The 25,976-nt window shown below is 58.4% G+C and carries 23 protein-coding genes, 1 tRNA gene and 1 pseudogene; 15 read left to right on the top strand and 10 right to left on the bottom strand.

Going from position 1 to position 25,976, the window contains the following annotated elements; translation table 11 throughout:
- Window positions 1-182: 182 nt before the first annotated feature.
- Window positions 183-1,664 (bottom strand): glutamate--tRNA ligase, encoded by a 1,482-nt coding sequence (gene gltX / locus ACA052_RS09385; protein WP_497649411.1) that lies wholly within the window; start codon window positions 1,662-1,664, stop codon window positions 183-185.
- Window positions 1,665-1,883: 219 nt separating this feature from the next.
- Between gltX and ACA052_RS09380 the strand changes: the two genes are divergently transcribed.
- Window positions 1,884-2,933, top strand: a complete 1,050-nt coding sequence (locus tag ACA052_RS09380) for an HlyD family secretion protein (RefSeq protein ID WP_497649410.1) — start codon at window positions 1,884-1,886, stop codon at window positions 2,931-2,933.
- Window positions 2,923-4,473: an MDR family MFS transporter gene (locus ACA052_RS09375; RefSeq protein WP_497649409.1), complete on the top strand. Its 1,551-nt coding sequence runs from the start codon at window positions 2,923-2,925 to the stop codon at window positions 4,471-4,473. The genes ACA052_RS09380 and ACA052_RS09375 overlap by 11 nt, the downstream gene beginning before the upstream one ends.
- Window positions 4,474-4,578: 105 nt before the next feature.
- Here ACA052_RS09375 and uvrB read toward each other — a convergent pair whose 3' ends face one another.
- Entirely contained in the window at window positions 4,579-6,594 is a 2,016-nt protein-coding gene (gene uvrB / locus ACA052_RS09370; RefSeq protein ID WP_497649408.1) for an excinuclease ABC subunit UvrB, read from the bottom strand.
- 338 nt (window positions 6,595-6,932) lie between these two features.
- Here uvrB and ACA052_RS09365 point away from each other — a divergent pair, with 338 nt between their 5' ends.
- Both ACA052_RS09365 and ACA052_RS09360 read left to right on the top strand, forming a co-directional pair.
- Window positions 6,933-8,129 carry an amino acid aminotransferase gene (locus tag ACA052_RS09365; RefSeq protein WP_497649407.1) on the top strand — a complete coding sequence of 399 codons (1,197 nt, stop codon included), beginning with the start codon at window positions 6,933-6,935 and terminating at the stop codon, window positions 8,127-8,129.
- Window positions 8,130-8,276: 147 nt separating this feature from the next.
- Window positions 8,277-8,477 carry a hypothetical protein gene (locus ACA052_RS09360; protein ID WP_497649406.1) on the top strand — a complete coding sequence of 67 codons (201 nt, stop codon included), beginning with the start codon at window positions 8,277-8,279 and terminating at the stop codon, window positions 8,475-8,477.
- On the opposite strand, the gene ACA052_RS09355 is transcribed toward ACA052_RS09360, so the two are convergent.
- Complete coding sequence (locus ACA052_RS09355; RefSeq protein WP_497649405.1) at window positions 8,474-8,704, bottom strand: hypothetical protein; 231 nt, start codon at window positions 8,702-8,704, stop codon at window positions 8,474-8,476. The genes ACA052_RS09360 and ACA052_RS09355 overlap by 4 nt on opposite strands.
- A gap of 227 nt (window positions 8,705-8,931) precedes the next feature.
- Here ACA052_RS09355 and ACA052_RS09350 point away from each other — a divergent pair.
- Window positions 8,932-9,007, top strand: a tRNA-Asn gene (locus ACA052_RS09350).
- A gap of 152 nt (window positions 9,008-9,159) precedes the next feature.
- Here ACA052_RS09350 and ACA052_RS09345 read toward each other — a convergent pair.
- Complete coding sequence (locus tag ACA052_RS09345) at window positions 9,160-10,677, bottom strand: nucleobase:cation symporter-2 family protein (protein ID WP_497649404.1); 1,518 nt, start codon at window positions 10,675-10,677, stop codon at window positions 9,160-9,162.
- A gap of 255 nt (window positions 10,678-10,932) precedes the next feature.
- Here ACA052_RS09345 and ACA052_RS09340 point away from each other — a divergent pair, with 255 nt between their 5' ends.
- Window positions 10,933-11,214 carry a BrnT family toxin gene (locus ACA052_RS09340; protein WP_497649403.1) on the top strand — a complete coding sequence of 94 codons (282 nt, stop codon included), beginning with the start codon at window positions 10,933-10,935 and terminating at the stop codon, window positions 11,212-11,214.
- Between the two features lie 3 nt (window positions 11,215-11,217).
- On the top strand, window positions 11,218-11,550 hold the full coding sequence (locus ACA052_RS09335; RefSeq protein WP_497649402.1) for a BrnA antitoxin family protein: 333 nt from the start codon (window positions 11,218-11,220) through the stop codon (window positions 11,548-11,550).
- Between the two features lie 5 nt (window positions 11,551-11,555).
- Here the strand turns inward: ACA052_RS09335 and ACA052_RS09330 are convergent, their stop codons facing one another.
- Window positions 11,556-12,380 (bottom strand): arylamine N-acetyltransferase family protein, encoded by an 825-nt coding sequence (locus tag ACA052_RS09330; protein WP_497649401.1) that lies wholly within the window; start codon window positions 12,378-12,380, stop codon window positions 11,556-11,558.
- 110 nt (window positions 12,381-12,490) lie between these two features.
- Complete coding sequence (gene xth, locus ACA052_RS09325) at window positions 12,491-13,285, bottom strand: exodeoxyribonuclease III (RefSeq protein WP_497649400.1); 795 nt, start codon at window positions 13,283-13,285, stop codon at window positions 12,491-12,493.
- Window positions 13,286-13,412: 127 nt separating this feature from the next.
- Between xth and ACA052_RS09320 the strand changes: the two genes are divergently transcribed.
- Window positions 13,413-13,991 (top strand): GNAT family N-acetyltransferase, encoded by a 579-nt coding sequence (locus ACA052_RS09320; protein ID WP_497650285.1) that lies wholly within the window; start codon window positions 13,413-13,415, stop codon window positions 13,989-13,991.
- A gap of 92 nt (window positions 13,992-14,083) precedes the next feature.
- Window positions 14,084-14,401, top strand: coding sequence for a hypothetical protein (locus ACA052_RS09315; RefSeq protein ID WP_497649399.1), 318 nt, complete (start codon window positions 14,084-14,086; stop codon window positions 14,399-14,401).
- Between the two features lie 77 nt (window positions 14,402-14,478).
- On the opposite strand, the pseudogene ACA052_RS09310 reads toward ACA052_RS09315, so the two are convergent.
- Window positions 14,479-15,072: pseudogene (locus tag ACA052_RS09310) on the bottom strand (DUF1254 domain-containing protein); the annotation flags it as partial.
- Window positions 15,073-15,204: 132 nt separating this feature from the next.
- On the bottom strand, window positions 15,205-16,776 hold the full coding sequence (locus ACA052_RS09305; protein ID WP_497649398.1) for a sensor domain-containing diguanylate cyclase: 1,572 nt from the start codon (window positions 16,774-16,776) through the stop codon (window positions 15,205-15,207).
- Window positions 16,777-16,973: 197 nt separating this feature from the next.
- Between ACA052_RS09305 and ACA052_RS09300 the strand changes: the two genes are divergently transcribed.
- On the top strand, window positions 16,974-18,221 hold the full coding sequence (locus ACA052_RS09300) for a glycosyltransferase family 4 protein (protein ID WP_497649397.1): 1,248 nt from the start codon (window positions 16,974-16,976) through the stop codon (window positions 18,219-18,221).
- A gap of 104 nt (window positions 18,222-18,325) precedes the next feature.
- Here ACA052_RS09300 and ACA052_RS09295 read toward each other — a convergent pair whose 3' ends face one another.
- A complete protein-coding gene (locus ACA052_RS09295; RefSeq protein ID WP_497649396.1) occupies window positions 18,326-18,985 on the bottom strand; it encodes a ribonuclease T2 family protein in 660 nt (219 codons plus the stop codon).
- A gap of 146 nt (window positions 18,986-19,131) precedes the next feature.
- On the bottom strand, window positions 19,132-20,883 hold the full coding sequence (locus ACA052_RS09290) for a L,D-transpeptidase family protein (RefSeq protein ID WP_497649395.1): 1,752 nt from the start codon (window positions 20,881-20,883) through the stop codon (window positions 19,132-19,134).
- A gap of 78 nt (window positions 20,884-20,961) precedes the next feature.
- On the opposite strand from ACA052_RS09290, the gene ACA052_RS09285 reads away from it, so the two are divergent.
- From ACA052_RS09285 to codA, 5 genes are all read left to right on the top strand, one after another.
- Entirely contained in the window at window positions 20,962-21,666 is a 705-nt protein-coding gene (locus ACA052_RS09285; RefSeq protein ID WP_497649394.1) for a murein L,D-transpeptidase catalytic domain family protein, read from the top strand.
- 324 nt (window positions 21,667-21,990) lie between these two features.
- A complete protein-coding gene (locus tag ACA052_RS09280; RefSeq protein ID WP_497649393.1) occupies window positions 21,991-23,070 on the top strand; it encodes a patatin-like phospholipase family protein in 1,080 nt (359 codons plus the stop codon).
- A gap of 85 nt (window positions 23,071-23,155) precedes the next feature.
- The gene (gene queD, locus ACA052_RS09275; protein ID WP_497649392.1) at window positions 23,156-23,509 is read left to right on the top strand and encodes a 6-carboxytetrahydropterin synthase QueD; all 354 of its coding nucleotides are present in this window, start codon (window positions 23,156-23,158) and stop codon (window positions 23,507-23,509) included.
- A 196-nt stretch (window positions 23,510-23,705) separates the two neighbouring features.
- Entirely contained in the window at window positions 23,706-24,536 is an 831-nt protein-coding gene (locus ACA052_RS09270) for an alpha/beta fold hydrolase (protein ID WP_497649391.1), read from the top strand.
- A gap of 105 nt (window positions 24,537-24,641) precedes the next feature.
- Window positions 24,642-25,886, top strand: a complete 1,245-nt coding sequence (gene codA, locus ACA052_RS09265) for a cytosine deaminase (protein ID WP_497649390.1) — start codon at window positions 24,642-24,644, stop codon at window positions 25,884-25,886.
- Window positions 25,887-25,976: the final 90 nt, after the last annotated feature.

Below are 25,976 nucleotides of genomic sequence, written 5' to 3'. Positions count from 1 at the left end.
TTGCCGACATAACAATCACTTACCGCCCTTCCCCCGAATAACAGGGACTTTGGGAAAGAACGCAGACCTGTAGGCGCTGGCGCAGCCTGCGATCTTTTTGGGGCCACCGGAGATCAAGATCAAAAGATCGCAGCCTTCGGCAGCTCCTACAGGGGATCGCGTAGCCTGCGATCTTTTCGGAATCAGGCGATGTTGGCCAGGAGTTTTTCCCACTCCTTGTTTTCCTTCTTCGACACGCCACCGAGCAGGTCGATAGCCTGGCGCAGGCGGAAACGGGTCAGGTCCGGGCCGAGGATTTCCATCGCGTCGAGCACCGACACCGAGCTGGCCTGGCCAGTGATCGCAGCAAACATCAGCGGCATGGCGTCACGCAGTTTCAGCTCCAGGGATTCAACCACCGCTTGAATCGTCGCAGTGATGCTGTCCTTCTCCCACTGACGCAGGCTTTCGAGCTTCCACAGGATCAACTGCATCAACTGGCGAACCTGATCGCCCGACAGCTTCTTCGATTCGAACAGCTTGGCATCCGGGTTGACGCCACCCGCGAAGAAGAATCCGGCCAGCGGTGCGACCTGGCTGAACGTTTCAACGCGGCCCTGCACGTGCGGTGCGATCTTCATCATGTACTCAGGGTTCAACGCCCAGGTCTGCAAGCGGCTGGCGAACTCTTCCACCGGCAAGTCACGCAACCACTGGCCGTTGAGCCACGAGAGCTTCTCGACGTCGAAAATCGGCCCGCCGAGGGAGACGCGGCTCAGGTCGAAGTGGTCGACCATTTCCTGCAACGAGAATTTCTCGCGCTCGTCCGGCATCGACCAGCCCATGCGACCGAGGTAGTTGAGCATGGCCTCTGGCATAAAACCCATGCGCTCGTAGAACGTGACCGAGGTCGGGTTCTTGCGCTTGGACAGCTTGCTCTTGTCCGGGTTACGCAACAGCGGCATGTAGCACAGCTCTGGCTGTTCCCAGCCGAAGTATTCGTAAAGCAGGATCAGTTTCGGCGCCGACGGCAGCCACTCTTCGCCACGCAGGACGTGGGTGATGCCCATCAAGTGGTCGTCGACCACGTTGGCCAGGAAGTACGTCGGCAGGCCGTCGGTCTTCATCAGCACTTGCATGTCCATGCGATCCCACGGGATCTCGACGTCGCCACGCAACATGTCCGGCACCACGCACACGCCTTCGCTCGGCACTTTCATGCGGATCACGTGCGGCTCGCCAGCGGCCAGGCGACGCGCGACTTCTTCCGCGGACAGCAACAACGCACGGCCGTCATAACGCGGGGTTTCGCCGCGCGCCATTTGCTCGGCACGCATCTGGTCCAGTTCTTCGGCGGTGCAGAAGCACGGGAAAGCGTGGCCGAGCTCCACAAGCTGCTGGCAATACTTCTGATAAATCTCGCCACGCTCACTTTGACGGTAAGGACCGTGTGGGCCGCCGACGTCCGGGCCTTCGCTCCAGTCGATACCCAACCAGCGCAAGGCGTCGAAGATCTGTTGTTCGGACTCGCGGGTCGAACGCAATTGGTCAGTGTCTTCAATCCGCAGGATGAACTCACCGCCATGCTGCTTGGCAAAGCAATAGTTGAACAAAGCGATGTAAGCGGTACCTACGTGGGGGTCCCCGGTAGGCGATGGCGCGATGCGAGTGCGGACGGTGGTCATGGCAAGTCTCGAAATAAAGATAAAACAAAGGGCGAATGGTAACAGGCGTTGCCCGACTGGCTCCAGTGAACAGGGCATTTAAGCCAAGTTTGCGTCTACAACGCGCCTAAGCCGTGGTGAATAGCCAAATATCAGCCGTTGGCATTTACCGTTTATCGGCTGTATGACAGATTCGCCTGCTGCTAACTTCCTTATACTTTCTCGACTACAGTCAGCCCCATGCCTGCCCAACTCAAGCGTCGCCTGTTTATCTTCCTGTTGATCGTCCTGCTGATTGCCGGGGGCTTTTTCGCCCAGTGGTTCTTCAAGGGTCGGTTTTATGAAAGCACCGACAACGCCTACGTCCAGGGCGAGATCACCCGTGTGTCGAGCCAGTTGGGCGCGCGCATCGATCAGGTGCTGGTGCAGGACAACCAGCACGTCGAGAAAGGCCAGCTGCTGATCAAGCTGGAGGGCGATGACTTCCACCTCGCTGTCGACCGTGCCAACGCCACCCTCGCTACCCGCCAGGCCGAACGCCTGCAAGCGCAAAGCAAACTGACCCAGCAAGCCAGCCTGATCGCCGCCAGCGAGGCGCAAGTCGCTTCCAGCCAGGCCAGCCTCGGTCGCTCGCAGATCGACTTGTCCCGCGCGCAAACCCTGCGCAAACCGGGTTATGTGTCCGAAGAGCGAGTCACTACTCTGTCCGCCGACAACCACATTGCCCGCTCGCAAGTGACCAAGGCCCAGGCGGACGCACAAAGTCAGCGCCAGCAAGTGAATTCCCTGAGCGCGGAAATTAAACGCCTCGACGCCATGATCGCCAACGCCAGGACCGATCTGGCCCAGGCCGAACTGAACCTGACCCGCAGCGAAATCCACGCCCCCATCAGCGGCTTGATTGGCCAGCGCGCCGCCCGCGAAGGCCAATACGTGCAGGCCGGCGCCTATCTGATGTCGATCGTTCCGGACCAGGACATCTGGATTCAGGCCAACTTCAAGGAAACCCAGATCGGCCACATGCAGCCCGGCCAGAAAGCCGAGCTGACCTTTGATGCTTACGGCGACACGCCGATCGAAGCGCGGGTCGACAGTCTGTTCGCCGCGTCGGGCGCACAGTTCAGCCTGTTGCCGCCGGACAATGCCACGGGCAACTTCACCAAAGTCGTACAACGGATTCCGGTAAAACTAACCTTCGCCGCGAATAATCCGCTGCACGGCAAGATCCGTCCGGGCATGTCGGTCACCGCCAAAGTGAACATCAAAGACGCCCCTGACGATGGCCGGTGATCAACTGATCAGCCCGGTCGGCGAACCGAGCCGGCGGGACTGGATCGCGGTAATGAGTGTGATGCTGGGCGCCTTCATGGCGGTGCTCGACATCCAGATCACCAACTCTTCGCTCAAGGACATTCAAGGCGCGCTGTCGGCGACCCTGGAAGAAGGCTCGTGGATTTCCACGTCGTACCTGGTGGCGGAAATCATCATGATTCCGCTGACGGCGTGGCTGGTGCAGTTGCTGTCGGCGCGGCGCCTGGCGGTGTGGGTGTCCCTCGGGTTTCTCGCCGCCTCCCTGCTTTGCTCCATGGCCTGGAGCCTGGAGAGCATGATTATCTTCCGCGCCTTGCAGGGCTTTACCGGCGGCGCGCTGATTCCACTGGCGTTCACCCTGACGCTGATCAAGCTGCCCGAACACCACCGCGCCAAAGGCATGGCGATGTTCGCCATGACCGCGACGTTCGCACCCTCGATCGGCCCGACGCTCGGCGGCTGGCTCACGGAAAACTGGGGCTGGGAATACATTTTCTACATCAACATACCGCCCGGCCTGATCATGATCGCCGGCCTGATGTATGGCCTGGAAAAGAAAGAAGCGCACTGGGAGCTACTGAAAAGCACCGACTACGCAGGGATTCTCACACTGGGCGTCGGCCTCGGATGCCTGCAGGTGTTTCTGGAGGAAGGCCATCGCAAGGACTGGCTGGAGTCGAACCTGATCGTGACCCTGGGCAGCATTGCGCTGATCAGCCTGATCACGTTCGTGATCGTGCAAACGTCCAAGCCCAACCCGCTGATCAATCTCGGTATCCTGCGCAATCGCAACTTCGGTTTATCGAGTATTTCCAGTGTCGGGATGGGGGTCGGGCTGTACGGCTCGATCTATCTGTTGCCGCTGTACCTGGCGCAGATCCAGAACTACAACGCCCTGCAGATCGGTGAAGTGATCATGTGGATGGGCGTGCCTCAGCTGTTTCTAATTCCGCTGGTACCGAAACTGATGAAGTACGTTTCGCCGAAATGGCTGTGCACCCTGGGCTTCGGGCTGTTCGGGCTGGCGAGTTTTTCTTCGGGGGTGCTGAACCCGGACTTCGCCGGGCCGCAGTTCAATCAGATCCAGATCATCCGCGCGCTGGGTCAGCCGCTGATCATGGTCACCATTTCGCTGATCGCCACGGCGTACATCCTGCCGCAGGACGCGGGGTCGGCGTCGAGCCTGTTCAACATCCTGCGTAACCTTGGCGGTGCGATCGGCATCGCCCTCCTCGCGACGTTACTGGATGCGCGGACCAAGACGTACTTTGATTATTTGCGCGAAGCGATTGTGCCGACCAATCCGCAGGTGGCCGAGCGGATGGCGTCGTTGACGGATCGGTTTGGCAGCGAGACGGCGGCACTGGGCAAGCTCAGTGAAATCGCCCATCAGCAGGCGTCGATCATGGCGTACAACGATGCATTTCACTTTGTCGGGATTGCACTGGGGATCAGCATGATTGCGGTGTTGTTGACCAGGAAGTTGCCGGCAGGACTCAAGGCCGGCGAAGCACACTAAGCGCCCCCCCCCTGTAGGAGCTGCCGAAGGCTGCGATCTTTTGACCTTGCTCTTAAAACAAGATCAAAAGATCGCAGCCTTCGGCAGCTCCTACACAGGTGGCCGTCAGACAGCGATCAACCGCTCCCGAAGCTTGGTGATTTCGTCGCGCATCTGCGCCGCGGCTTCGAATTCCAGGTCGCGGGCGAGTTGGTACATCTTCTCTTCCAAAGCTTTAATGCGCTTGGCGACTTCCCCCGGCGAGCGCAATTCGGCTTCGTACTTGGCGCTTTCCTCCGCGGCCTTGGCCATGCCTTTGCGCTTCTTGCTACGCGAACCGGGCACGGTAGCGCCTTCCATGATGTCTGCCACGTCCTTGAACACACCTTTGGGCGTGATGCCATTGGCCAGGTTGTAGGCGATCTGCTTGTCGCGACGGCGCTCGGTTTCGCCGATCGCGCGCTCCATGGAGCCGGTGATGCGATCCGCATACAGAATCGCCCGCCCATTGAGGTTTCGCGCCGCCCGGCCGATGGTCTGGATCAGCGAGCGTTCGGAACGCAGGAAACCTTCCTTGTCCGCGTCGAGAATGGCCACCAGCGAAACTTCCGGCATGTCCAGGCCTTCACGCAGCAAGTTGATTCCGACCAGCACATCGAAGGTGCCTAAACGCAAGTCGCGAATGATTTCAACCCGCTCCACGGTGTCGATGTCCGAGTGCAGGTAACGCACGCGCACGCCGTGATCTGCCAGGTAATCGGTCAAGTCTTCGGACATGCGCTTGGTCAATGTGGTGACCAGCACCCGCTCTTCCAGCGCCACGCGCTTGCCGATTTCCGAGAGCAGGTCGTCGACCTGGGTCAGTGCCGGGCGAATTTCGATTTGCGGGTCCACCAGGCCAGTCGGGCGCACCAGTTGCTCGACCACCCGACCGGCGTGCTCCGCCTCGTAATTGCCCGGTGTCGCCGAGACAAAAATCGTCTGCGGGCTGATGTTTTCGAACTCATCGAAGCGCATCGGCCGGTTGTCCAGCGCCGATGGCAGACGGAAACCGTACTCAACCAGCGTCTCTTTACGCGAACGGTCACCCTTATACATGGCGCCGACCTGCGGCACGCTGACGTGGGATTCGTCGATCACCAGCAACGCGTCAGCCGGCAGGTAGTCGAACAAAGTAGGCGGCGCCTGGCCGGATTCACGACCGGACAGGTAGCGCGAGTAGTTTTCGATGCCGTTGCAGTAGCCCAGTTCGAGAATCATCTCCAGGTCGAAACGGGTGCGCTGCTCGAGGCGTTGCGCTTCCACCAGTTTGTTGTTGGAACGCAAGTATTCCAGGCGCTCTTGCAACTCGACCTTGATCCCTTCGATGGCACCCAGCAGGGTTTCCCGTGGCGTCACGTAGTGGCTTTTCGGATAGAACGTGAAACGCGGCAGCTTGCGTATCACTTCGCCAGTCAGCGGATCGAAGGCGGACAAGCTCTCGACTTCGTCATCGAACAGTTCGATGCGGATCGCTTCAAAATCGGATTCTGCCGGATGGATATCGATCACATCGCCACGTACCCGAAAGGTCGCACGGGCGAAATCCATGTCGTTGCGGGTGTATTGCAGGTCCGCCAGGCGACGCAGCAACGCGCGCTGATCGAGCTTGTCGCCGCGATCCACGTGCAGCACCATTTTCAGATAGGTTTCCGGACTGCCCAAACCGTAGATGCACGACACAGTGGTGACGATAATCGCGTCTTTGCGCTCCAGCAGTGCTTTGGTCGCGGACAGTCGCATCTGCTCGATGTGATCGTTGATCGAGGCATCTTTCTCGATAAAGGTATCAGACGACGGCACGTAGGCTTCGGGCTGGTAGTAGTCGTAGTACGAAACGAAGTATTCGACGGCGTTGTTCGGGAAGAACGCCTTGAACTCACCGTACAACTGCGCGGCCAGAGTCTTGTTCGGCGCCAGCACCAGGGTCGGGCGCTGTACTTGGGCGATGACGTTGGCGATGCTGAAGGTCTTGCCCGAGCCGGTCACACCGAGCAACGTCTGGTGCGCCAGCCCGGCTTCGATACCCTCGACCATCAGGCGGATGGCTTCCGGCTGATCGCCGGCGGGCTCGAAGCGGGTGACTAGCTGGAATTCAGACATGAACTACCTCTGGTTCGCGCCGGCTCCGGTCAAACCGGCCAGGAACGAGAAAGACCGCAAACGACCGACGTCGCCCGAGGAAAAAACTGGATTGTGCTCAATGTGGAGTCGAATGCCCGCGCTTTCAAGGCAAACGTCCTACATCGCGTAAAGACTTTGACGTTGGCAATCGACTAATGGTCGAAAAATAATCGAAAAAACCTACGGTAAAAGCTGAATCCTCTGTCGCCATCAATCGCAGATGACCTCTATACTAGCTCCCCGTTTGTGCACCGCTCTAGTGCATTCGGCTGGAGCGCCACACGTCCCTCCATTCTCCATTCAGAGCTGCCGCAAAAATGAGCCTGTTCTCCGCTGTCGAAATGGCACCACGCGATCCAATCCTGGGCCTCAACGAAGCATTCAACGCCGATACCCGCACCAACAAAGTCAACCTGGGGGTCGGTGTTTACTGCAACGAGGAGGGGCGAATTCCACTCCTGCGCGCCGTTGTCGAAGCCGAGACGATTCGCGTCGCTCAACACGCTTCTCGTGGCTACTTGCCGATCGACGGCATCGCTGCCTACGACCAGGCTGTGCAAAAACTGCTGTTTGGCAATGACTCGCCGCTGATCGCCGCCGGCCGCGTCATCACCACCCAAGCCGTTGGCGGTACCGGTGCCCTGAAAATCGGCGCCGACTTCCTCAAGCAACTGCTGCCCAATGCCGTCGTCGCGATCAGCGACCCGAGCTGGGAAAACCACCGTGCACTGTTCGAAACCGCTGGTTTCCCGGTGCAAAACTACCGTTATTACGACGCTGCAACCCACGACGTTAACCGTGCTGGCTTGCTCGAAGACCTGAACGCCCTGCCGTCCGGTTCGATCGTTGTGCTGCACGCTTGCTGCCATAACCCGACTGGCGTGGACCTGAGCCCGGCAGACTGGAAAAACGTCCTGGACGTGGTGAAAGCCAAAGGTCATGTGCCCTTCCTCGACATGGCCTACCAGGGTTTTGGCGATGGCATCGACGAAGACGCCGCTGCCGTGCGCCTGTTTGCTGAATCGGGCCTGACCTTCTTCGTTTCCAGCTCGTTCTCCAAATCTTTCTCGCTGTACGGCGAGCGCGTTGGCGCCCTGTCGATCGTCAGCGAATCGAAAGAAGAAAGCGCGCGCGTACTGTCGCAAGTCAAACGCGTGATCCGCACCAACTACTCCAACCCGCCAACCCACGGTGCAAGCATCGTCGCCGCTGTACTGAACAGCCCGGAACTGCGCGCACAGTGGGAAGAAGAACTGGCCGAAATGCGTCTGCGGATTCGCGGCATGCGCATCCAGATGGTCGACCTGCTGGCAAAAAACGCTCCCCAGCGTGATTTCAGCTTCGTCGGTCGTCAGCGCGGCATGTTCTCCTACTCCGGCCTGACGGTTGAGCAAGTGACCCGTCTGCGCAACGAGTTCGGCATCTACGCCCTGGACACCGGCCGCATCTGCGTGGCGGCGTTGAACCAGAGCAACATCGACGTCGTGACCAAGGCCATCGTTGCGGTGATCTGAGTCTCGCGCGGTACGAAAAACGGGAAGCCTGTTGGCTTCCCGTTTTTTATTTGTCTCAGATAAGTGTCAAAGCGATGTCTGCGCCCTCTAAACTCCACACAGCTCCTACAAATTATGTGTACACCCTGAATTCCGATGAGAGCCCACATGAAAAACGATGACCTTCGCGCCGACCGCGATGAACTGGACCACTTCGTGCCCCGTACTCCGGTCAAACGCGGCAACAACCTGGTACTGCAAGTAGCGGCAGGCGTGTTTCTCGGCGGACTGGCCTTATGGCTGGTGCAATTGGGCGCGACGATGCTCTACGCCAAACTGATGCTCGGCACTGTGACCTTCGGCGGTTAAGCCAACTCGGTCGCACGCTGGCTGGCCGCGTCGTCAAAGGCGACATAGAGCGATTCAGCGACCTGACTCTTGATCGCCTTGGTACTTTCCAGGCCGAGGACAAACCCTTCAGCCTTGCCACCCGCACGGTTCAGTTCATCGGCGGTGCTGGCCTGGGTGATTGCGTCGAACAGTTTCTCGGCATGAGGGCCGACACCCTTGGGCAGGCTGATCTGTGCGATGCTCATGCGAACACTCCAGGGTGTTGAGGTGTGAGGATTGGGTGATTCATGGCGCGTACCTTTTCGGCGAATGGCCGGTAGCGCGTGTAACCACTTCCGGGCGGCCATGGTAGACCTCTGAAGTGATTCTGGTAACCGCCAATGGCCCATAAACCACCGTCCGTCTCGATGAATCCGTGAAGTTACTAACAGACGCTTGACTTCTCTTTTTGAATCAGTAACATACACGCCATTCCGCGATAGCTCAGTTGGTAGAGCAAGTGACTGTTAATCACTGGGTCCCTGGTTCGAGTCCAGGTCGTGGAGCCAGACAGCAATATTGAAAAAGCCCCTGAATCGAAAGGTTCAGGGGCTTTTTTGTGGGTCATCGAAAAATCAAAAGATCGCAGCCTGCGGCAGCTCCTACAGGGATTCATGTAGGAGCTGCCGCAGGCTGCGATCTTTTGATCTTGGTTTAGCGGCTACACATGCTCACTGCTTTTGGAGTGCGCCGCTCGATGCTCGTCCGCTCCATGAGCCACCTCCACCACCGGTATCTCTTTCCCGTCGCAGTCATGCAGTTTGCCGTCACTGAAGTAATCCCCTTCACGCAACGCGGCCAGATCCTGATAACGCAGGACACGCTCGGTACCGGCGGCGAACACCGACTGCTGATCGGAGTTGCCGGCAGTGAGGTGGTTGAACGCCAGGTTAAGCACAATGGCCATGATCGCCGAGGAGCTGATGCCCGAGTGGAAGATCGTGGCGAACCAGCTTGGGAAATGGTCGTAAAAGTTCGGCGCAGCGATCGGGATCATGCCGAAACCAATCGAGGTGGCGACGATGATCAGGTTGACGTTGTTGCGGTAGTCGACCTTGGACAGCGTACGAATACCGCTGGCGGCCACGGTGCCAAACAGCACGATACCGGCGCCGCCGAGGACCGAGGTCGGCACAGCGGCGATCACCCGCCCCATGAATGGCAGCAAGCCGAGGATCACCAGGAACAGGCCTCCAGTCGCCACCACAAAGCGGCTCTTGATACCGGTCACCGCCACCAGCCCGACGTTCTGGGCGAAGGCGCTTTGGGTGAAGGAGCCAAAGATCGGCGCGATCATGCTCGACAGCATGTCGGCCCTCAGACCATTGCCCAGGCGTTTGGAATCAACTTTTGTACCGATGATTTCACCGACGGCGAGGATGTCTGCCGAGGTTTCCACCAGCGTCACCATGACGACGATGCACATCGAAAGGATCGCGGCAAAATGGAAGGTCGGCATGCCGAAGTGGAACGGCGTGGGGAAGCCGAACATCGGGCCCTGGGACACGGACGAAAAGTCCGCCATGCCGAGGAACACCGCAATCACCGTACCGATGACCATGGCCAGCAGGATCGACAACCGGGAGATGGTCGCGCTGCCGATCTTGCTGAGGAGTAGCACCAGTACCAGCGTCAGTGCCGCCAGCCCGATGTTCGCCATGCTGCCGAAATCCGCGGCATGGCTGTTACCGCCCATGGCCCAGCGGGCGGCCACCGGCATTAACGTCAGGCCGATGGTGGTGATCACAATGCCCGTGACCAGCGGCGGAAAGAACTTGGTAATGCGCGAGAACACCGGCGTGATCAGCAAACCAATCAGGGACGCCGCAATCACCGCCCCCAAGATCGACTGAAAACCGCCCTCTCCGCCACTGCTGACAATCGCCACCATGGTCGCGACGCCAGAAAACGAAACGCCCTGTACCAGCGGTAACTGACACCCGAAAAAGGGTAAACCAAGGGTCTGGAGCAAAGTCGCCAGCCCCCCCGCAAACAATGAAGCAGCAATCAACAAACCGATGTCCGCCGGCGAGAGCCCGGCCGCCTGACCGATGATCAACGGCACCGCGACGATGCCGCCGTACATGGTCAAAACATGTTGCAGGCCGTAAGCCATATTCGCGCCGACCCCGAGATTTTCGTCTTCGGGCCGTTGGTGTGAAACATGGGGCGTTTTCATGTTAGGGGGTTCCCTGGTTTTTGTTATGCGCACACTGTATGCAAGACTCAGGACAAATGTCTATAGAGTTGTATACAACTAACCAGTCAGATTATGGACACGTGTCCATTTGAGCCTTTACCTGCCCTGCCATCCCCCCGCAAAAACCTTGCAATACATCCTTCGTTCACTTCCTCCCTCGCCCGCTAGTCTTTGGAGTTCCAAGCGACCACCGGTACGGACGCCTCTCTCGCTTATACATATAAAGTATGCATAATGAAGTCATTCGAAATTCAGTATCACAAGGCAAAGAACGCAGCTAACAAATTAAAGCACCAAGGAATCAGCCTCGCGGAAACCGAGGCCGTGTTTTATGACGGGAGGGCCCTCTCGTTACAGGACAACCACCACGATGAGCAACGGTGGATCATCATGGGGCTGGATGCCAGGGGGCGCTTGTTGGTCGTTGCGTACACCTATCGTGACCCGAATTTCGTTCGAATCATTTCGGCACGCATCGCTACCAAAAATGAGCGGCGTCGATATACGGAGGCTTGATCAATGAAAGACGAATACGATTTCAGCAATGCCAAGCGTGGAGCGGTTGCCTCCGGCAAAGGAAAAACCCGTATCACCATCATGCTCGATGACGTCGTCATAGAAGCGGCCCGCGCCATGGCCGAGAGTGAGGGGTTTGGTTATCAGACGGTGATCAACACCACCTTGCGCCAGGCCCTGCTCGGCGATGGAAGTAAAAGCACGACGTCCAGCCAGTACACCGCCATCGCGAATGCCGGGCATTTCAAAGAAGGGATCACAGCTGCCGAGCTAAAAACCCTGGAGAAAAAATTGTCGGAGGTCTTGAGTGAAATTCATCGCGTGCTGGAGCCTTGATTGACTCAAGACTCCAACAACCGCCCAAGCACCTGTTTGAGCTTCGCGTGTTCGGGCACCCGAATACCGAACTCGCTCTGCAGCAATGCCACCAACTCATCAACATCTGCCACTCGACGACGCTCACTCTCGATGCCGATCCGATGAATCGCAAAGCTGCCGTTGTTCAGCGTGCGCCGCCATCCCTCGCCCGTTCGGGCCACCATCAATTGTTTAACGAAGGATGACTCAGGATGGGTCGAGACGTACCAGTTGCCAATGGTGTAGTCGATGTCTTCCTGGCGTTGCAGATCGAAGAGGTACATCGCCCGCCATTCACCGGCGACGTTGGCGCGTAGCGTATAGCCGTCAACCAGCTGCTCGATGCGATAGGTTTCGTGCGGGGTGAGCTGTTCGACCGGCGTATCGAGCAGCAGCGGCGCGGTGGGAACCATACCGCCGAAGCCGACGTCGGTGACGTAGCGCACGCCGTCCAGTATCACCAGGCTCAAGCGGTGGGTACGCGCTGTCCATGCGCCTTCGGGCTGGCCCATCACCACCCGGCCGCTGATGCCCCGAGCGTCGAAACCCAACGTCTGAAGCAAAGCCAGAAACAGGTGATTGAGTTCGTAGCAGTAACCACCCCGCCCCTCGTGCAGGACTTTTTGCTCGATGGAGGGCAGGTCGATGAGCACCGGCTCGCCCGCCAATGTGCTGAGATTTTCAAAGGGAAATGCGCCGGTGTGGCGCAACTGAAGTTGACGCAGGGCCTCCAGCGTCGGCGCGGGAGGCGCCGTGAACCCCAGGCGCTGCAAGTACAGACTCAGATTCTCCAGGCGTGGCTCGCTCATTGCTCAGTCCTTAGGCAGGTGCCGCGGATCATTCCGCCGATGGGCGCCATGTATAAGGGATAAAGCGCTTCGACCGATAATTGATTTAGCCAATCGCCACGCACATACCCTCAACGACGCTTGCGCGTACCCAGCCGAATCCATGTGGGCGCGTGGTCGCTGGCGTGCGGTTCGTTGCGCACCCAGGCATCGACGCCGGCTTCATGCAAATAAGGACTCAATGCCGGGTTGAGTAACAGATGATCAATGCGCAGCCCCGAGTTCTTCTGCCAGTGCTGCCGGAAATAATCCCAAAAGGTGTAGAGCCGATCCTCCGGGTAAAGAGATCGCAGGGAATCGGTCCAGCCTTGGTCGAGCAAACGCTGGTAACACTCGCGGCTCTCAGGTTGCAGCAGCGCATCCTTGAGCCAGGAGCGCGGGTTGTAGATGTCCAGGTCAGTGGGCACTACGTTGTAATCGCCGGCGAGCACCACCGGATGATCGCTACCCTGGAGGGCTTGCGCGTAGTTGATCAAGCGTTCGAACCACGCCAGCTTGTAGTCGAATTTCGGCCCCGGTTGTGGATTGCCATTCGGCAGGTACAGGCAGCCCACCAAAATCCCATGCACCGCGGCTTCGAGATAACGGCTGTGAGTATCGCTGTCATCGCCCGGCAGGCCTCGGCGACTTTCCAGCGGCTGCGCATCCCGCGCCAGAATCGCCACGCCGTTCCACGATGGTTGGCCTTGCCAGATCGCACCGTAACCCGCGGCCTCAAGCTCGGCAGCGGGAAACGCGCTGTCGACCGACTTTAATTCCTGCAAACAGGCGATGTCCGGTTTTTCCCGCTCAAGCCAGGCCAGCAAATTCGGCAGTCGGGCGCGCATGCCATTGACGTTGAAGGTGGCGATCCGCAAATTCTTCATGGGCCTGGCTCCTGATGCGAGGTGTCTAGCGTGTGACACCTGCACGTTTCGGTGGTTGCGTCGGCCACCTCATGTACGGCGTAATAGGCGTCCAACGCCCGCTCGATCTGCCGAGAACATTGACGTGATGCAAACAACCCTGGAAGGTCAAAGAATCAGCCTGCGTCCCCTGCAGTACAGCGATGCCGACGCGCTGCTCAATGCCGCACAGGATGGTGAGCTGTGGAACCTGACCGTCACCGTCGTGCCCTCCCCGACCACCATCGGCGGCTACCTCAAGAAAGCCCTCGACGGCCGTGATGCCGGAACCGTCATGCCCTTTGTCATCGTGCTCAACGACACCGGCGAGGTCATTGGCTCGACGCGCTTCTGGAAAATCGACCCACTCAACCGCAAGCTCGAAATCGGCAGCAGCTGGATCTCTGCCCGCTGGCAGAAAACCTTCGTCAACACCGAAGCCAAATACCTGATGCTGCGCCATGCCTTCGAAGCGCTGGATTGTGTGCGGGTGCAATTCACCACCGACGAAAACAACCAGAAATCGCGCAATGCCATCCTCAGGCTCGGTGCGCAGCAGGAAGGCACCGTGCGCCACGAACGGATCATGCCGGACGGACGCAAGCGCAACTCGGTGCGATTCAGCATCATTGATGATGAATGGCCTGAGGTGCGGCGCAATCTTGAGCAAAAGCTGGCAGTGGACTGAAGACGCGCGCTGACCGCTCGTCATCCATTCGGCACCAACCGCCCTGCCCCTCAGACAAACGTCAGGTAGCGACTCATTTTTGGAGACGTACCATGATCACCAAGTCATTCACTTCTCTGTTACTGGCCGGATTGCTGTCCGCCGTGTCCGTGGGCACTTTTGCGGCGTCAGGCGATGGTGCCGATGCAACCGGCACCAAGTCGGGCGCAACCAGCGGCTCGACCCTGTCGCCCAACAACAATCCGGGCGAACCTTCGGGCGGGCACGATTCCAGCGGCGGCAACAGCGGTAAGGGCTCGTCGAGTAGCGGCAATGGCGGCAATGGTGGGACCAGCGGTTCTGGCGCAGGCGGTGGCACCGGAGCGGCCGGCGGTGGCACCGGCGGTGCTGGGGGCGGAACGGGCAGCTGAACGCGGAAAAGCGGCCGATGATGTGAAATCGTCGGCTGCTTTCTAACAGTTGCCACTCACAGTGGCGTGACGACCGAGACTTTCACGATGACCGGCTTAGCTTGTGTGGCCATCTGCGACAACGGAGTCACCGTGTAGCCTTCCTGTATTTTGTGCACTGCCGTGTAGTCCGCAGCAGCATCGATCCTGGTCCTGCCGATGATCCAGACGAAGGGCGTGGGCGCCGGCAAATGATTCAGCCCGGCTGGCACCGTTCCGCTCCACCCCGGCGGCGTTACCAGAAATTGTCCGGCATGCGTTCCGGTCGCGCTCCAGTCCGGCGAGGCAAACACGTCACTCCACATTTCAAGCATCGGTAGCAAATAGAAACGCCCACCGGTGTTCGGCGAACTGATGATCTGCGGTTCTTTGGTCAGGTCCAGCCAGGCGATGGAATACACCGTGTCGACGTTCGAGCGCACTGCGCTGCTGAAATCCTCCGATGGATATCCCGGCACACTCACAAACATGTTCATGAGGCCTTTCGACTGCGCGGCATATCCAACGTAGGCGTCCACGCCAATTGAATGCGCGTCTTGCGGGGTTATTTCTGATTGAGCGTGGGCCACGGGAAAAATGGTGGAGACTGCAAGGGTTAGAGCAACGGCTGTCAATGCTTGAGTAATCAACATTTTGGCGATCGTCCGTGCTGAGGGAGACCTGCCGGAGTCGGCAGAGCTATCGGAACTCTAGACGATCATTTCAAGCGAATCTGACAGCCAGACGGCCGGCTGGCCGGGGTGTTGCGCGGGTGAAACAGTCCCTCAGCGATCCGAACGCATCAGCGCCTCGACGCCCCCCTCCAGCGACAGCACGGCCGAACGGTTTCGCCCCGAATGCTTGGCGCGATACAACGCCGCGTCGGCGCGCTGAATGAACATTTCAATGCTGTCGCGCCCCGTTGGCACAAACGAGTAACAACCGAGACTGACCGTCACGTAGCCAGTGGGTGAACCGCTGTGAGTGATGTTCTTGTCCATGACACTGCGGCGGATCTGTTCGGCAATCGCCAGCGCGCCGTGGATGTCGGTCTCGGGCAGCAACACCGCGAACTCTTCACCGCCGTAGCGCACAGCCAGGTCTGCCTTGCGATGGCAGCAACTCTTCAAGGCTCGCGCGACTTCGGCCAGGCAATGGTCCCCGGTCACGTGGCCGTAGGTGTCGTTGTAGCGCTTGAAGAAATCGATATCGAGCATGATCAGGCTCAGCGGGCTCGATCGCCGGGCCCCACGGCCGAACTCGATGTCCAGCGCCCGCTCGAACAGTCGACGATTCGCCAGGCCGGTAAGGCTGTCGTGCGTCGCAATCAGTTCCAGCGCTTCCTGAGCCTTGCGCAGATCCGCCTCGATACGCTCACTATCGCGCACCTGATGAATGAACACCCAACCGAACAGCCCCACGCCCAGTATCACCAACGCCACGATGACAATGGATTGAAACGCCGTGGCGTACCAGTCCTTGAGAATGGCGTCCCTGGAGGATGCCGACGCCACGACCAGCGGGTAGGCACTCAACTGGTGGTAACCATATAACCGGACAACACCATCCACCACCGAGCTGAACATCGCGCTGCCAGACGTCGCGCGGGGCAAGAGCGTCCGAAAAATTTCGCTCTTTGCCGCTGACGTGCCGATCAGCGATTCCACAAAAGGACGGCGCGCCAACAGCGTACCGTCGGTCAACGCCACAAACATCGTGCCGTTGTCATCGATGTTGAAGCTTTTAAAGAATTGATCGAAATACGACATTTTGATCCCGGCCAATAACACGCCCTGGAAGTTGCCGTTCTTGTCATTCACCCGTTTGGACAGCGGAATGATCCACTCACCATTCTTTCGGCTGCGGATCGCCGGCCCTATGTGTGCCACCGATGTCACGTTCTGCTGGTGAAACTTGAAGTAGTCGCGGTCCGCCACCCCCGGACCGCGAGGCAGATCCTCAAATGAAGTCACGACCCACTGCCCGTGCTTGTCGAACAGAAATATCCCGTGCAACTGCTCCAGCGCCAGAACCCGCCGCGCAAAGGTCTTTTGTAATCGTGGCTGTTGGCCGACGCCGTAGCCATCGGCTTGAAGCCACTCGGCCAGGCCGGTCAGCACCAGATCGGCCTTCATGAACGTGTCTTCGGCCTGTTGTGCCATGGCCCGGGTCAGGTTCGACGAGGCGACTTGCGCCGTCTCCAGGTCCTGGCGGCGAGACTGTTCCAGTTGCAGGTAAAGCAAACCACAAAGACACAGGCACACCGCCGCAATAAACAGCACCGATGCCTTGAGCAGAGGTAGCCGTTTCAACGCGCCACCGGGGGCGTGATGAGGGTCGTGAAGAGGGATAGGCAAAAGTTCATCCTGAAAGGGTAAGGCATGGGCAACCGCCCAAAACCCTTATTTTTTGTGAGCTTAGTCTACGGGGTGATGAGGGGCAAATGCCTGGCCGGCGTTTTATCCGAACTCCGGTCGCGTTTTCTCCGGCAATTATCAAGAAAAATTAGAGCTTTAAGAAATCTAACAGAATATTATGCGACGTTTGGTTCGGCGTGTTGCAGGACAAAGAACGTCGCCCGGCAGTAGATGGAAATCTTAGGGGGGAGCCTATGATATTTGAACCGTACATTTTATTTACCAGAATACCGATAACTAAAACCGATAGCGGCCAGATATTTACTGATCCTCTGTGGGCAAAAGACTTAAAACTGCATTTAAAATATATAGAAAACTTTGGGATTTGTTGTCCCATTGAAAAAAACGAGAACACCGACAAGCTAGAGGACATTACTAGCCTGGAAATAAAGTGGTTTTTTGGATTGAAGGTGGATCATGGACTTAAATCCGTCTTAAAGAACCTGCTTCCAAATTTCTGCGTCGCAAGAAAAGCCGCCATGAAAGCAGGTATTGTTCATTCTGACGGATCAGGATGGGCCTTCCCCTTGTCTTTTTACTTGTTGGCGCTTAAGCCGTTCATGTCTTTCCACTGGGTGATTGTCATAGAGTCTTCTTTCTGGATGCTTGGCCAAGGCGAAAGAAAAACACCTAGAAAATTAATCGAGCATTATGTTCATAAAATCCTGTTGACCCGCTGCTTGAAGTTGGCCAATTCAAGAATATTCACCCAGACTTTTTACAGAAACTATTTCCTGGGAGATGAAAAAAGTCGAACATTCATAAATCCAGCAACCTGGGTAGATGAAAGTAACGCCGCAAGCCCGAAAACTGTCGAGCAGCGATTTAAAAACAGGGTCGACGATACGGTCAGGATATTATTTCCATCGCGCCTTATAAAGGATAAAGGCGTTTTAGTGTTGCTCGCCGCCATAAAAAAGTTGAAAACCACCGATATAAAAATAGACATCACCATCATGGGCACCGGCTATTTACAGCAAAAATGCGAGCGTTTTGCAAGCAATAGCCATGGAGGGGTTAATGTCAAATACGAACAACCTGTTGATTATGGGCACGATTTTTTTGAGACAGTGGCCCAATATGACTGGATATTAATCCCAACCTTGAAGCAGGAGCAGCCTAGAATTATTTTCGACGCGTTCAGCCAAGGCGTTCCTGTTATCGGCTCAGACACTTCCGGGATCAGGGACATCACCAATAAAGATAATGCTTTCACCTTTGAAATGGGCAGCGCATCTGGCTTGGCAGAGGTCATTAGTCATGTCGCATGCAATCCTGGCCTCGCACTCAAGATGGGATTGGCAGGCTTGGAGTATGCGTCAGGAAAAACCCACTTGCAGATGCATCTGGACAGAGAGACATTCCTTAAGGAAGGCCTGAAGTAGTGTAAGCACTCCACGATCTAAATAAATCAAACCTGAGCGACGCCGCTGGAGAACTTACGCACGGACGCCGAACGGTTGGCGGCCGTTCAGCTTTAAACAAAACTCTAACGCGACGGGGGAACCCTGATGTTCCCTGCCCTACATTGAGTTTTTACGCCTTTACCACACGCCGTAAACTCCAGGTCTTTATTCAGGCACACCCGAACTTCCGACAACGTCGGCCCATTGCACATTACCGCAATACCATCCTCGAGTATTCCGGGGTTGCTTTGGCGAAACATCTGCGCAATCTCCCGGGCTTCGAAGTAGTACGAATCGCTAAAAGGCTGCAATTGTCGCGGAATCCTGACCGCGCCAACGGCGGTGTCGGCCGCTTCCAGATAGCCCATGGCGCCGAGGCCGCTACAGGTACCGTGTTTGGCCCATTCGTGCTCGAGTAATTTTGGCGTCGGAAACAATGTCAGGCCCTTCGCTCGCTCCGTGGCGGACAACCTCTCCCTCGGCGAACACGACTGCGGCCAGCCCCCCTTGGCGTATTGCGGCCAGAGGCCGTGAAGTACAAAGCCATAGCCTTTGCCGGAGCATTGGACGTCGCCTTCATGAGTCAGGCAGTACGTGGGCGACCAGGACAGCGTCAACAGATAGTAATCAAACTCCCCAGCCACGGATTCCGGCCGGGCGTTTTTTGAATCCCGAGCGTCGCTCAAGCCAATGCTGCCGAACGCCAGCACGATGAGTACGACTACTGCATAAAATCTTTTCAACTTCCCACTCCTTGGGATGGATTATCGGATGAAACTCCTGAGTGGAACTGTGGCATGGCCCCCATCACTTTCCCACCGCGATAATGAATCGAAATAATTATGGAAGAGGCGTCCGGGAGGCATAGACATCCCCGCCTCTTCGTCGACTACGGCTGGTATTTTCCCGTCGCCAGGGAAGCCGTTTGCGCTCGCCGCACATCCAGGACGGGCCTTGGCGATGGCAGGTTCAACCCGCGCAGCACTTCGGAATCGTACCCGTAGACATCGGGTTTGAACGTCACGCGACCGTCGCTGCTAAGATCCACCGTCCAGTACGCCAGCAGCACCGGCACCTTGACCGGGAGCCTGATATTTTCTGTCTTGCCGTTGGCCAGCTGCTTCTGAATCCCGGCACTGTTCCAATGAATCGGGTCGTTAAACAACAGTTCAACCAACTGCAACGGATTCTCCACCCGTATGCAGCCGGAACTGGTCGCACGCACGGTCTTCGCAAACAACTCGCGATGCGGCGTGTCATGCAGGTAAATCGAATACTCGTTGGGAAACCGGATAACCACCTGACCTAACGAACTGTCAGTGCCGGCGTCCTGACGCAAGGTAATGCCACGCGGGTTAGTCCAGTCGATAGTCGCCGGATCAACCACAGCGCCTTCCCTGTCAATCGCGCGAATTCGGTTAGCGTCCAGGTAACCCGGATTCTTGAGGATCTTGGGCAGCACGTCCTCCTTGAGAATCGTCGGCGGCACGGTCCATGTCGGGTTAAACGTGATGTAGGTAATCTCGGCCTGGAACACCGGTGTATTACGAAACGGCTTGCCAACCTGTACCCGGGAACGCCAGATCGGTTTGCCATCGCGATACATCGCGACCTTGTACCCGGCAATATCGACAATAACGAACGTGCCCTGAAGTTTATAAAGCAGCCAGCGCGCCCTCTCCATGTTCACCCGCACCTGATCGATGCGCGCGTCGACGGGCACATTCAACGCCGTCAGCGTCGTGGCACCGGCCATGCCGTCCGCCCCGAGGTATTGCTCGGCTTGATATTTTTTCACGGCTGCAGTGACGGCGCCGTCGTACTGGGTCCCGCGAGCCAATCGCGGGTCAAGAAAACCACCTGCCACCAACCGTGCCCGCAACTGCGCGACCGCGGGCTCGTCCATGCCGGGCTTGAGTGAATGACCTTCAGCAATCTTCGGCCAGCCACCCGCGTCACGAACCTTGCGCAGTTGCGCCAGGCCTTGACGCAAACCGACATAGACTGCCTCCTGCGGCGGCGCCAGGGCAAAAGCCCCGGCGACATCATGGGCGTCGAGCGCGGCAAAAAAGTGATTGAAGTCGTCACGGGGGTCGACATCGGACGGGTCGAAATTCCAGTGGATATCCAGCCGTGAAGGATCAACCTTGCCCCGCCGCAGTTGCAGCAGCGCGGTAACAAAGGTATGAGTCGCGGCGATATCAAACGCTGCCTGTTGCTCGGGCGTTGGCGCCGAGGCCTGCATCGACGACCGCGACCTGGCCAGTTCATCGCCATGGAAATCCACAGGGTTCAGCCCGTCGGCTTGTGTCGCATCAAGGCTGCTCAACAACTGGGTGACATCGTTGTCATTCGTCCAGGCCGCGCGATAGCCACGATGACTGTAGAAATCCATGACCACCCGATTCACATCCACGCGCTTATAACGCCGTGATGTGAGCAGCGGTGGAAAGGCCGTACTGAGCGGCGCGAGGGTGGCCTGGATCACTTGAGCGACATTGTCGTTGGGTGCAGCCCACCTTAAGCTACTCGGCGAAATTACCGGCTCAATCGCCGAAGTTTCTGCATTCGCCACACCGCTGATCAGAAAGCCCATAAAAAAGACATGGCTTATGACGAATAACCTTGTTAACTGCCCCATGGTTAATCCTTAATCTCCCGCATTCAACGCCTGGCAAACGCACTGCTAGACTCGAAACTATCATGATGAGACATCTATATGGCGCCAGACCGCTTTGGCTTTCTACTCACGGCCCTGCTACTGACGATGACGTCAGTACCGGCAGCCTACGCCGATTCGCTGGCGGCCGCCCTTGTCAAAGCGGCCCCGGATGCCGACGCCAAGGTCATTGCCCTGGCCGTCCGCGCGACTCAATGCACGCTGGCCCAGGGTGCCGCCCCGGCCCAACGACTGGCGGTAATCGATTATTCCCTGCCTTCCACCGAACAGCGGTTGTGGGTGTTTGATCTGAAAAAACGCAAGTTGCTGTTCCACGAACTGGTGGCCCACGGTCGCAACAGCGGCGAGAACATGGCCGTCAACTTCTCCAATCAGAACGAAAGCTTCGCCACCAGCCTTGGCCTGTACCGCACCCAGTCTAGCTATGTCGGGCAGAACGGCTATTCGTTGCGCATGGAAGGCCTCGAGCCGGGTTTCAACGACAACGCGTTTGACCGGGCGATCGTCATTCATGGTGCACCCTATGTCAGCCCCGTCCTGGCGCGGGCGAATGGCCGGATTGGCAGAAGCCTCGGCTGCCCGGCCGTCAGGCCGGCGATTGCTCACCGCCTGATTGATTCGATGAAGGACGGGCAGTTGCTGTTTTCCTACTATCCGGATCAGCGCTGGTTGAAATCTTCCTCCTATATCAACTGCAGTGGCGCAACCATGGCGGCGGCATCCAAACCCGACACCCGCCGCTGAGCACCGAGCACTTATCAAAACTATAATCCCGGCCTCGGTCTTCGAAAAGGCTGCGACATGATGCGGGCTCAACAGAAACGGGCCTGCACCCTTTCAGTCAAGAAACTCCAGGTCAACACGCTACCTGTGTAGCAGCTGGCGAAGCCTGCGTTCGGCTGCGAAGCAGTCGTGAGATCAGACAACGCGGTTTGCCAGGAAAACCGCGTGTTCTGGGTTTACGATTGCTTCGCAGCCGAACGCAGGCTTCGCCAGCTGCTACAGATCGCAATACGGCTTAACTGCACGCGTTTATAATCCGCCCGATCGCCAGACTTCGAGACCGGTATGACCGCTATCCACATCAAGTTCCCCTCGCTGACCCTCAAAGCGGGCCCTCGTGCGTTCGCGCGCATCCGTGAAAGCGGGTTGAGCGCCATTGATGTGGGCACGCTTCCGGGGGCCGCCGGTGGGCCCAAGGCGCTGGGGATTCAAGGTCTGGACCTGGCGCTGTTCGGCGAGTGGCTGCCGGCGGCGCCTCGCGAGCGCTCGCTGATTGGCGCCTCGGTGGGCTCCTGGCGCTTCGCCAGTGCTTGCCTGCCGGATGCCGCTGAAGGCCTGCGCCGCCTCGGTCATTTGTACACCGAGCAGAACTTCGCCAAAGGCGTGACCATGGCGCAGATCACCCAGAGCTCCCGGCGCATGCTCGATGAGCTGCTCGACGGCCGCGACGCCTCGATCCTGGACAATGCCCATTATCGACTGAACATCATGGTGGTCAAAAGCCACGGCCTGCTGGCGCACGATCATCGCGGCCGACTGGGCCTCGGCTTGTCGTCGGTGATCGCTGACAACCTGCGGGGCCGGGCGCGACTGTCGCGGCATTTCGAACGGTTGATCATCCACGACCCGCGCCTGGCACCGCCAGTCAGCGTGTTGAACGACTTTCCGTCGCGCTTCATCTCGCTCAATGCCGGCAACCTGCGCCAGGCCTTGCTCGCGTCGGGCTCGATCCCAATGGTCATGGAAGGCGTGCGCGATCTGCCGGGCGCCGGCGCGGGGACGTTCCGCGATGGCGGCCTGCTGGATTATCACCTCGACCTGCCTTATAGCGGCAACGACATCGTGCTCTATCCGCACTTCACCGACCGGGTGATTCCCGGCTGGTTCGACAAGAGCCTGCCATGGCGCCGGGCCTGCCCGACACGCTTGCAGGATGTTTTATTGCTGGCGCCGTCGAAGGATTACCTGTCGCGCCTGCCCTTCGGCAAACTGCCTGACCGTAACGACTTCAAGCGTTTCATGGGCGATGCGCCGGGTCGGCAAAAGTACTGGCGCACGGCGATGGATGAAAGCCGTCGCCTGGGGGACGAGTTCCTCGAACTGGCCGCCAATGGTCGCCTGGGCGAGCGCTTGCTGACCCTTTAGTCAGTGTTTTGTCCAGAGCTCTGGTAAACTCGCCGCCTGCCCACATCGCCGCGGCGATCGCCACCTGACAGAGCTGAAAATCACTGTGGAAATCTTCAAAGAGTTTACCTTCGAATCCGCCCACCGCCTGCCCCACGTGCCGGATGGCCACAAGTGCGGCCGCCTGCACGGTCACTCGTTCAAAGTGGCGATCCACCTCAGCGGCGACCTCGATCCGCACACTGGCTGGATCCGCGACTTCTCGGAAATCAAGGCGATCTTCAAGCCGCTTTACGAGCGCCTGGATCACAACTACCTGAACGACATTCCCGGCCTGGAAAACCCGACCAGTGAAGTGTTGGCCGTATTCATCTGGAATGAATTGAAGCCCTTGCTGCCGGAACTCAGTGCGATCCGCATCCACGAAACCTGCACCAGCGGCTGCATCTACCGCGGGTAGGAGCGAGCTTGCTCGCGATGATCTCACGAGCGCCGCGTTTAACCAGTAAACACGCGTTATCGTTAACGACCATCGCGAGCAAGCTCGCTCCTACAACAAAGGGAACTGCGTTTCGTCCGTGATACAAAAAACAGCCTTCAGGGCTGTTTTTTTATGCCTATGCTTTTTGGCTCGAGCACGCCAAAAGGACACGTCCATGATTGACTGGCCACTGCCTCAGACCTATCGCTTCAACGGAAGCACCATTCGCTATGCCGTTCGTGGCGACGGCCCACCGCTGGTATTCGTGCATGGCACGCCCTTTTCTTCTTATGTCTGGCACCGGATTGCACCGCACTTCATCGCCACGCACCGCGTGCATTATTTCGACCTGCTGGGTTATGGCCAGTCCGAGAAAATCGAGGGCAATGTTTCGCTGGGTGTGCAGAACGAGCTGTTGGCTTGCTTGCTCGATCACTGGGGGCTGGCGCGGCCGGATGTCGTGGCCCACGACTTTGGTGGCGCCACCGCACTGCGTGCCCACCTGTTGAACGGCAAGGATTACCGCAGCCTGACGCTGATCGACCCGGTGGCGCTGACGCCATGGGGCTCTTCGTTTGTTCAGCATGTGCGCCAGCATGAGGCCGCGTTCAGCGGACTGCCCGATTATATTCAGCGAGCGATTGTGCCGGCTTACATTCGCGGGGCGATCAAGCGTGAAATCCCGGACGACGAGCTGGCACCGTACGTGCAACCGTGGTTGGGTGATCCGGGGCAAGCGGCGTTTTACCGACAGATTGCGCAGATGGATGAGCGTTATACCCGCGAGGCTGAAGGGTTGTACCCGACCGTTCGGTGCCCGGTGCAGATTCTGTGGGGAGAGGACGATGAATGGATTCCCATCGAACGCGGCCGGGCGTTGCATCGGATGATGCCCGGATCGCAGTTCCATCCGGTTCCCAATGCGGGGCATTTGATCCAGGAAGATGCGCCCGAAGCCATCATCGCGGCGCTGCTGCGGTTTCTACCGCAACACAAATCCCCTTGAAGTCACCACATTTGAACGGCAGTGGCTAATGCCGCTGGCAGGGATCGCCGCTGCCGCGCTAACGTAGGGGCATGACTACACCGACTCTCTAAAAGGATTCGCCTCATGCACATCATCAACGCCCGTCTGCGTAACCAAGAAGGCCTGCATGAGCTGCACCTGGAAAACGGCCTGATCAGCAACATCGCCCGCCAGACCGAAGCCCCGACCCTGGGGCCCGACGATCTGGACGCCGGAGGCAACCTGGTGGTGCCGCCCTTCGTCGAACCGCACATTCACCTCGACGCCACCCTCACCGCCGGCGAGCCGCGCTGGAACATGAGCGGCACGCTGTTCGAGGGCATCGAGTGCTGGGGCGAGCGCAAGGTGACGATTACCGAGGAAGACACCCGGACCCGCGCGAAGAAAACCATCCAGACCCTCGCCGCCCACGGCATCCAGCACGTGCGCACCCACGTCGACGTCACCGACCCTTCATTGACGGCGCTCAAGGCGATGCTCGACGTGCGCGAGGAAAGCCGGCATCTGGTCGATATGCAAATTGTCGCGTTCCCGCAGGAAGGCATCGAGTCGTATCGCAATGGTCGGGAGTTGATGGAAGAAGCGATTCGCATGGGCGCCGATGTGGTCGGCGGCATTCCGCATTTCGAGTACACCCGCGACCAGGGGGTCAGTTCGGTGAAGTTCCTGATGGACCTGGCCGAGCGCACCGGTTGCCTGGTGGACGTGCATTGCGATGAAACCGACGACCCGCACTCGCGCTTCCTTGAAGTGCTGGCCGAAGAGGCTCGCAGCCGCGACATGGGCTCGCGCGTCACGGCCAGCCACACCACCGCGATGGGCTCCTACGACAACGCTTACTGCGCCAAGCTGTTTCGGCTGCTCGGGCATTCGGGGATCAATTTTGTCTCCTGCCCCACCGAAAGCATTCACCTGCAGGGGCGCTACGACAACTTCCCGAAACGCCGGGGCGTGACCCGGGTCAATGAGTTGCTCGAAGCGGGCATCAATGTCTGTTTCGGCCAGGATTCGATTGTCGACCCGTGGTATCCGCTGGGTAACGGCAACATCCTGCGGGTGCTCGAAGCGGGGCTGCACATCTGCCACATGCTCGGTTACCGCAACCTGCAAAGCGCGCTGGACCTGGTCACTGACAACAGCGCCAGGACCCTGGCGTTGGGTGAGCGTTATGGACTGGAGCGCGGACGGCCGGCGAATTTGCTGATTCTGTCGGCAGACAGCGATTACGAGGTGATCCGCAGTCAGGGGTTGCCGCTGTATTCGGTTCGCGGCGGGAAGGTGTTGATGAAGCGGCAGATGCCGGTGGTGGAGTGGGCGGACCTGCCCTGAATTCTCGGTGGTTGTAACGGCCTCTTCGCGAGCAAGCCCGCTCCCACAGGAGATTTGTGAACAACACAGATCAACTGTGGGAGCGGGCTT

It is taken from the genome of Pseudomonas sp. LBUM1644 (assembly GCF_059716195.1).
Note: the sequence above shows the minus strand (reverse complement) of the source record. Positions and strands in the feature narration are given on the sequence as shown.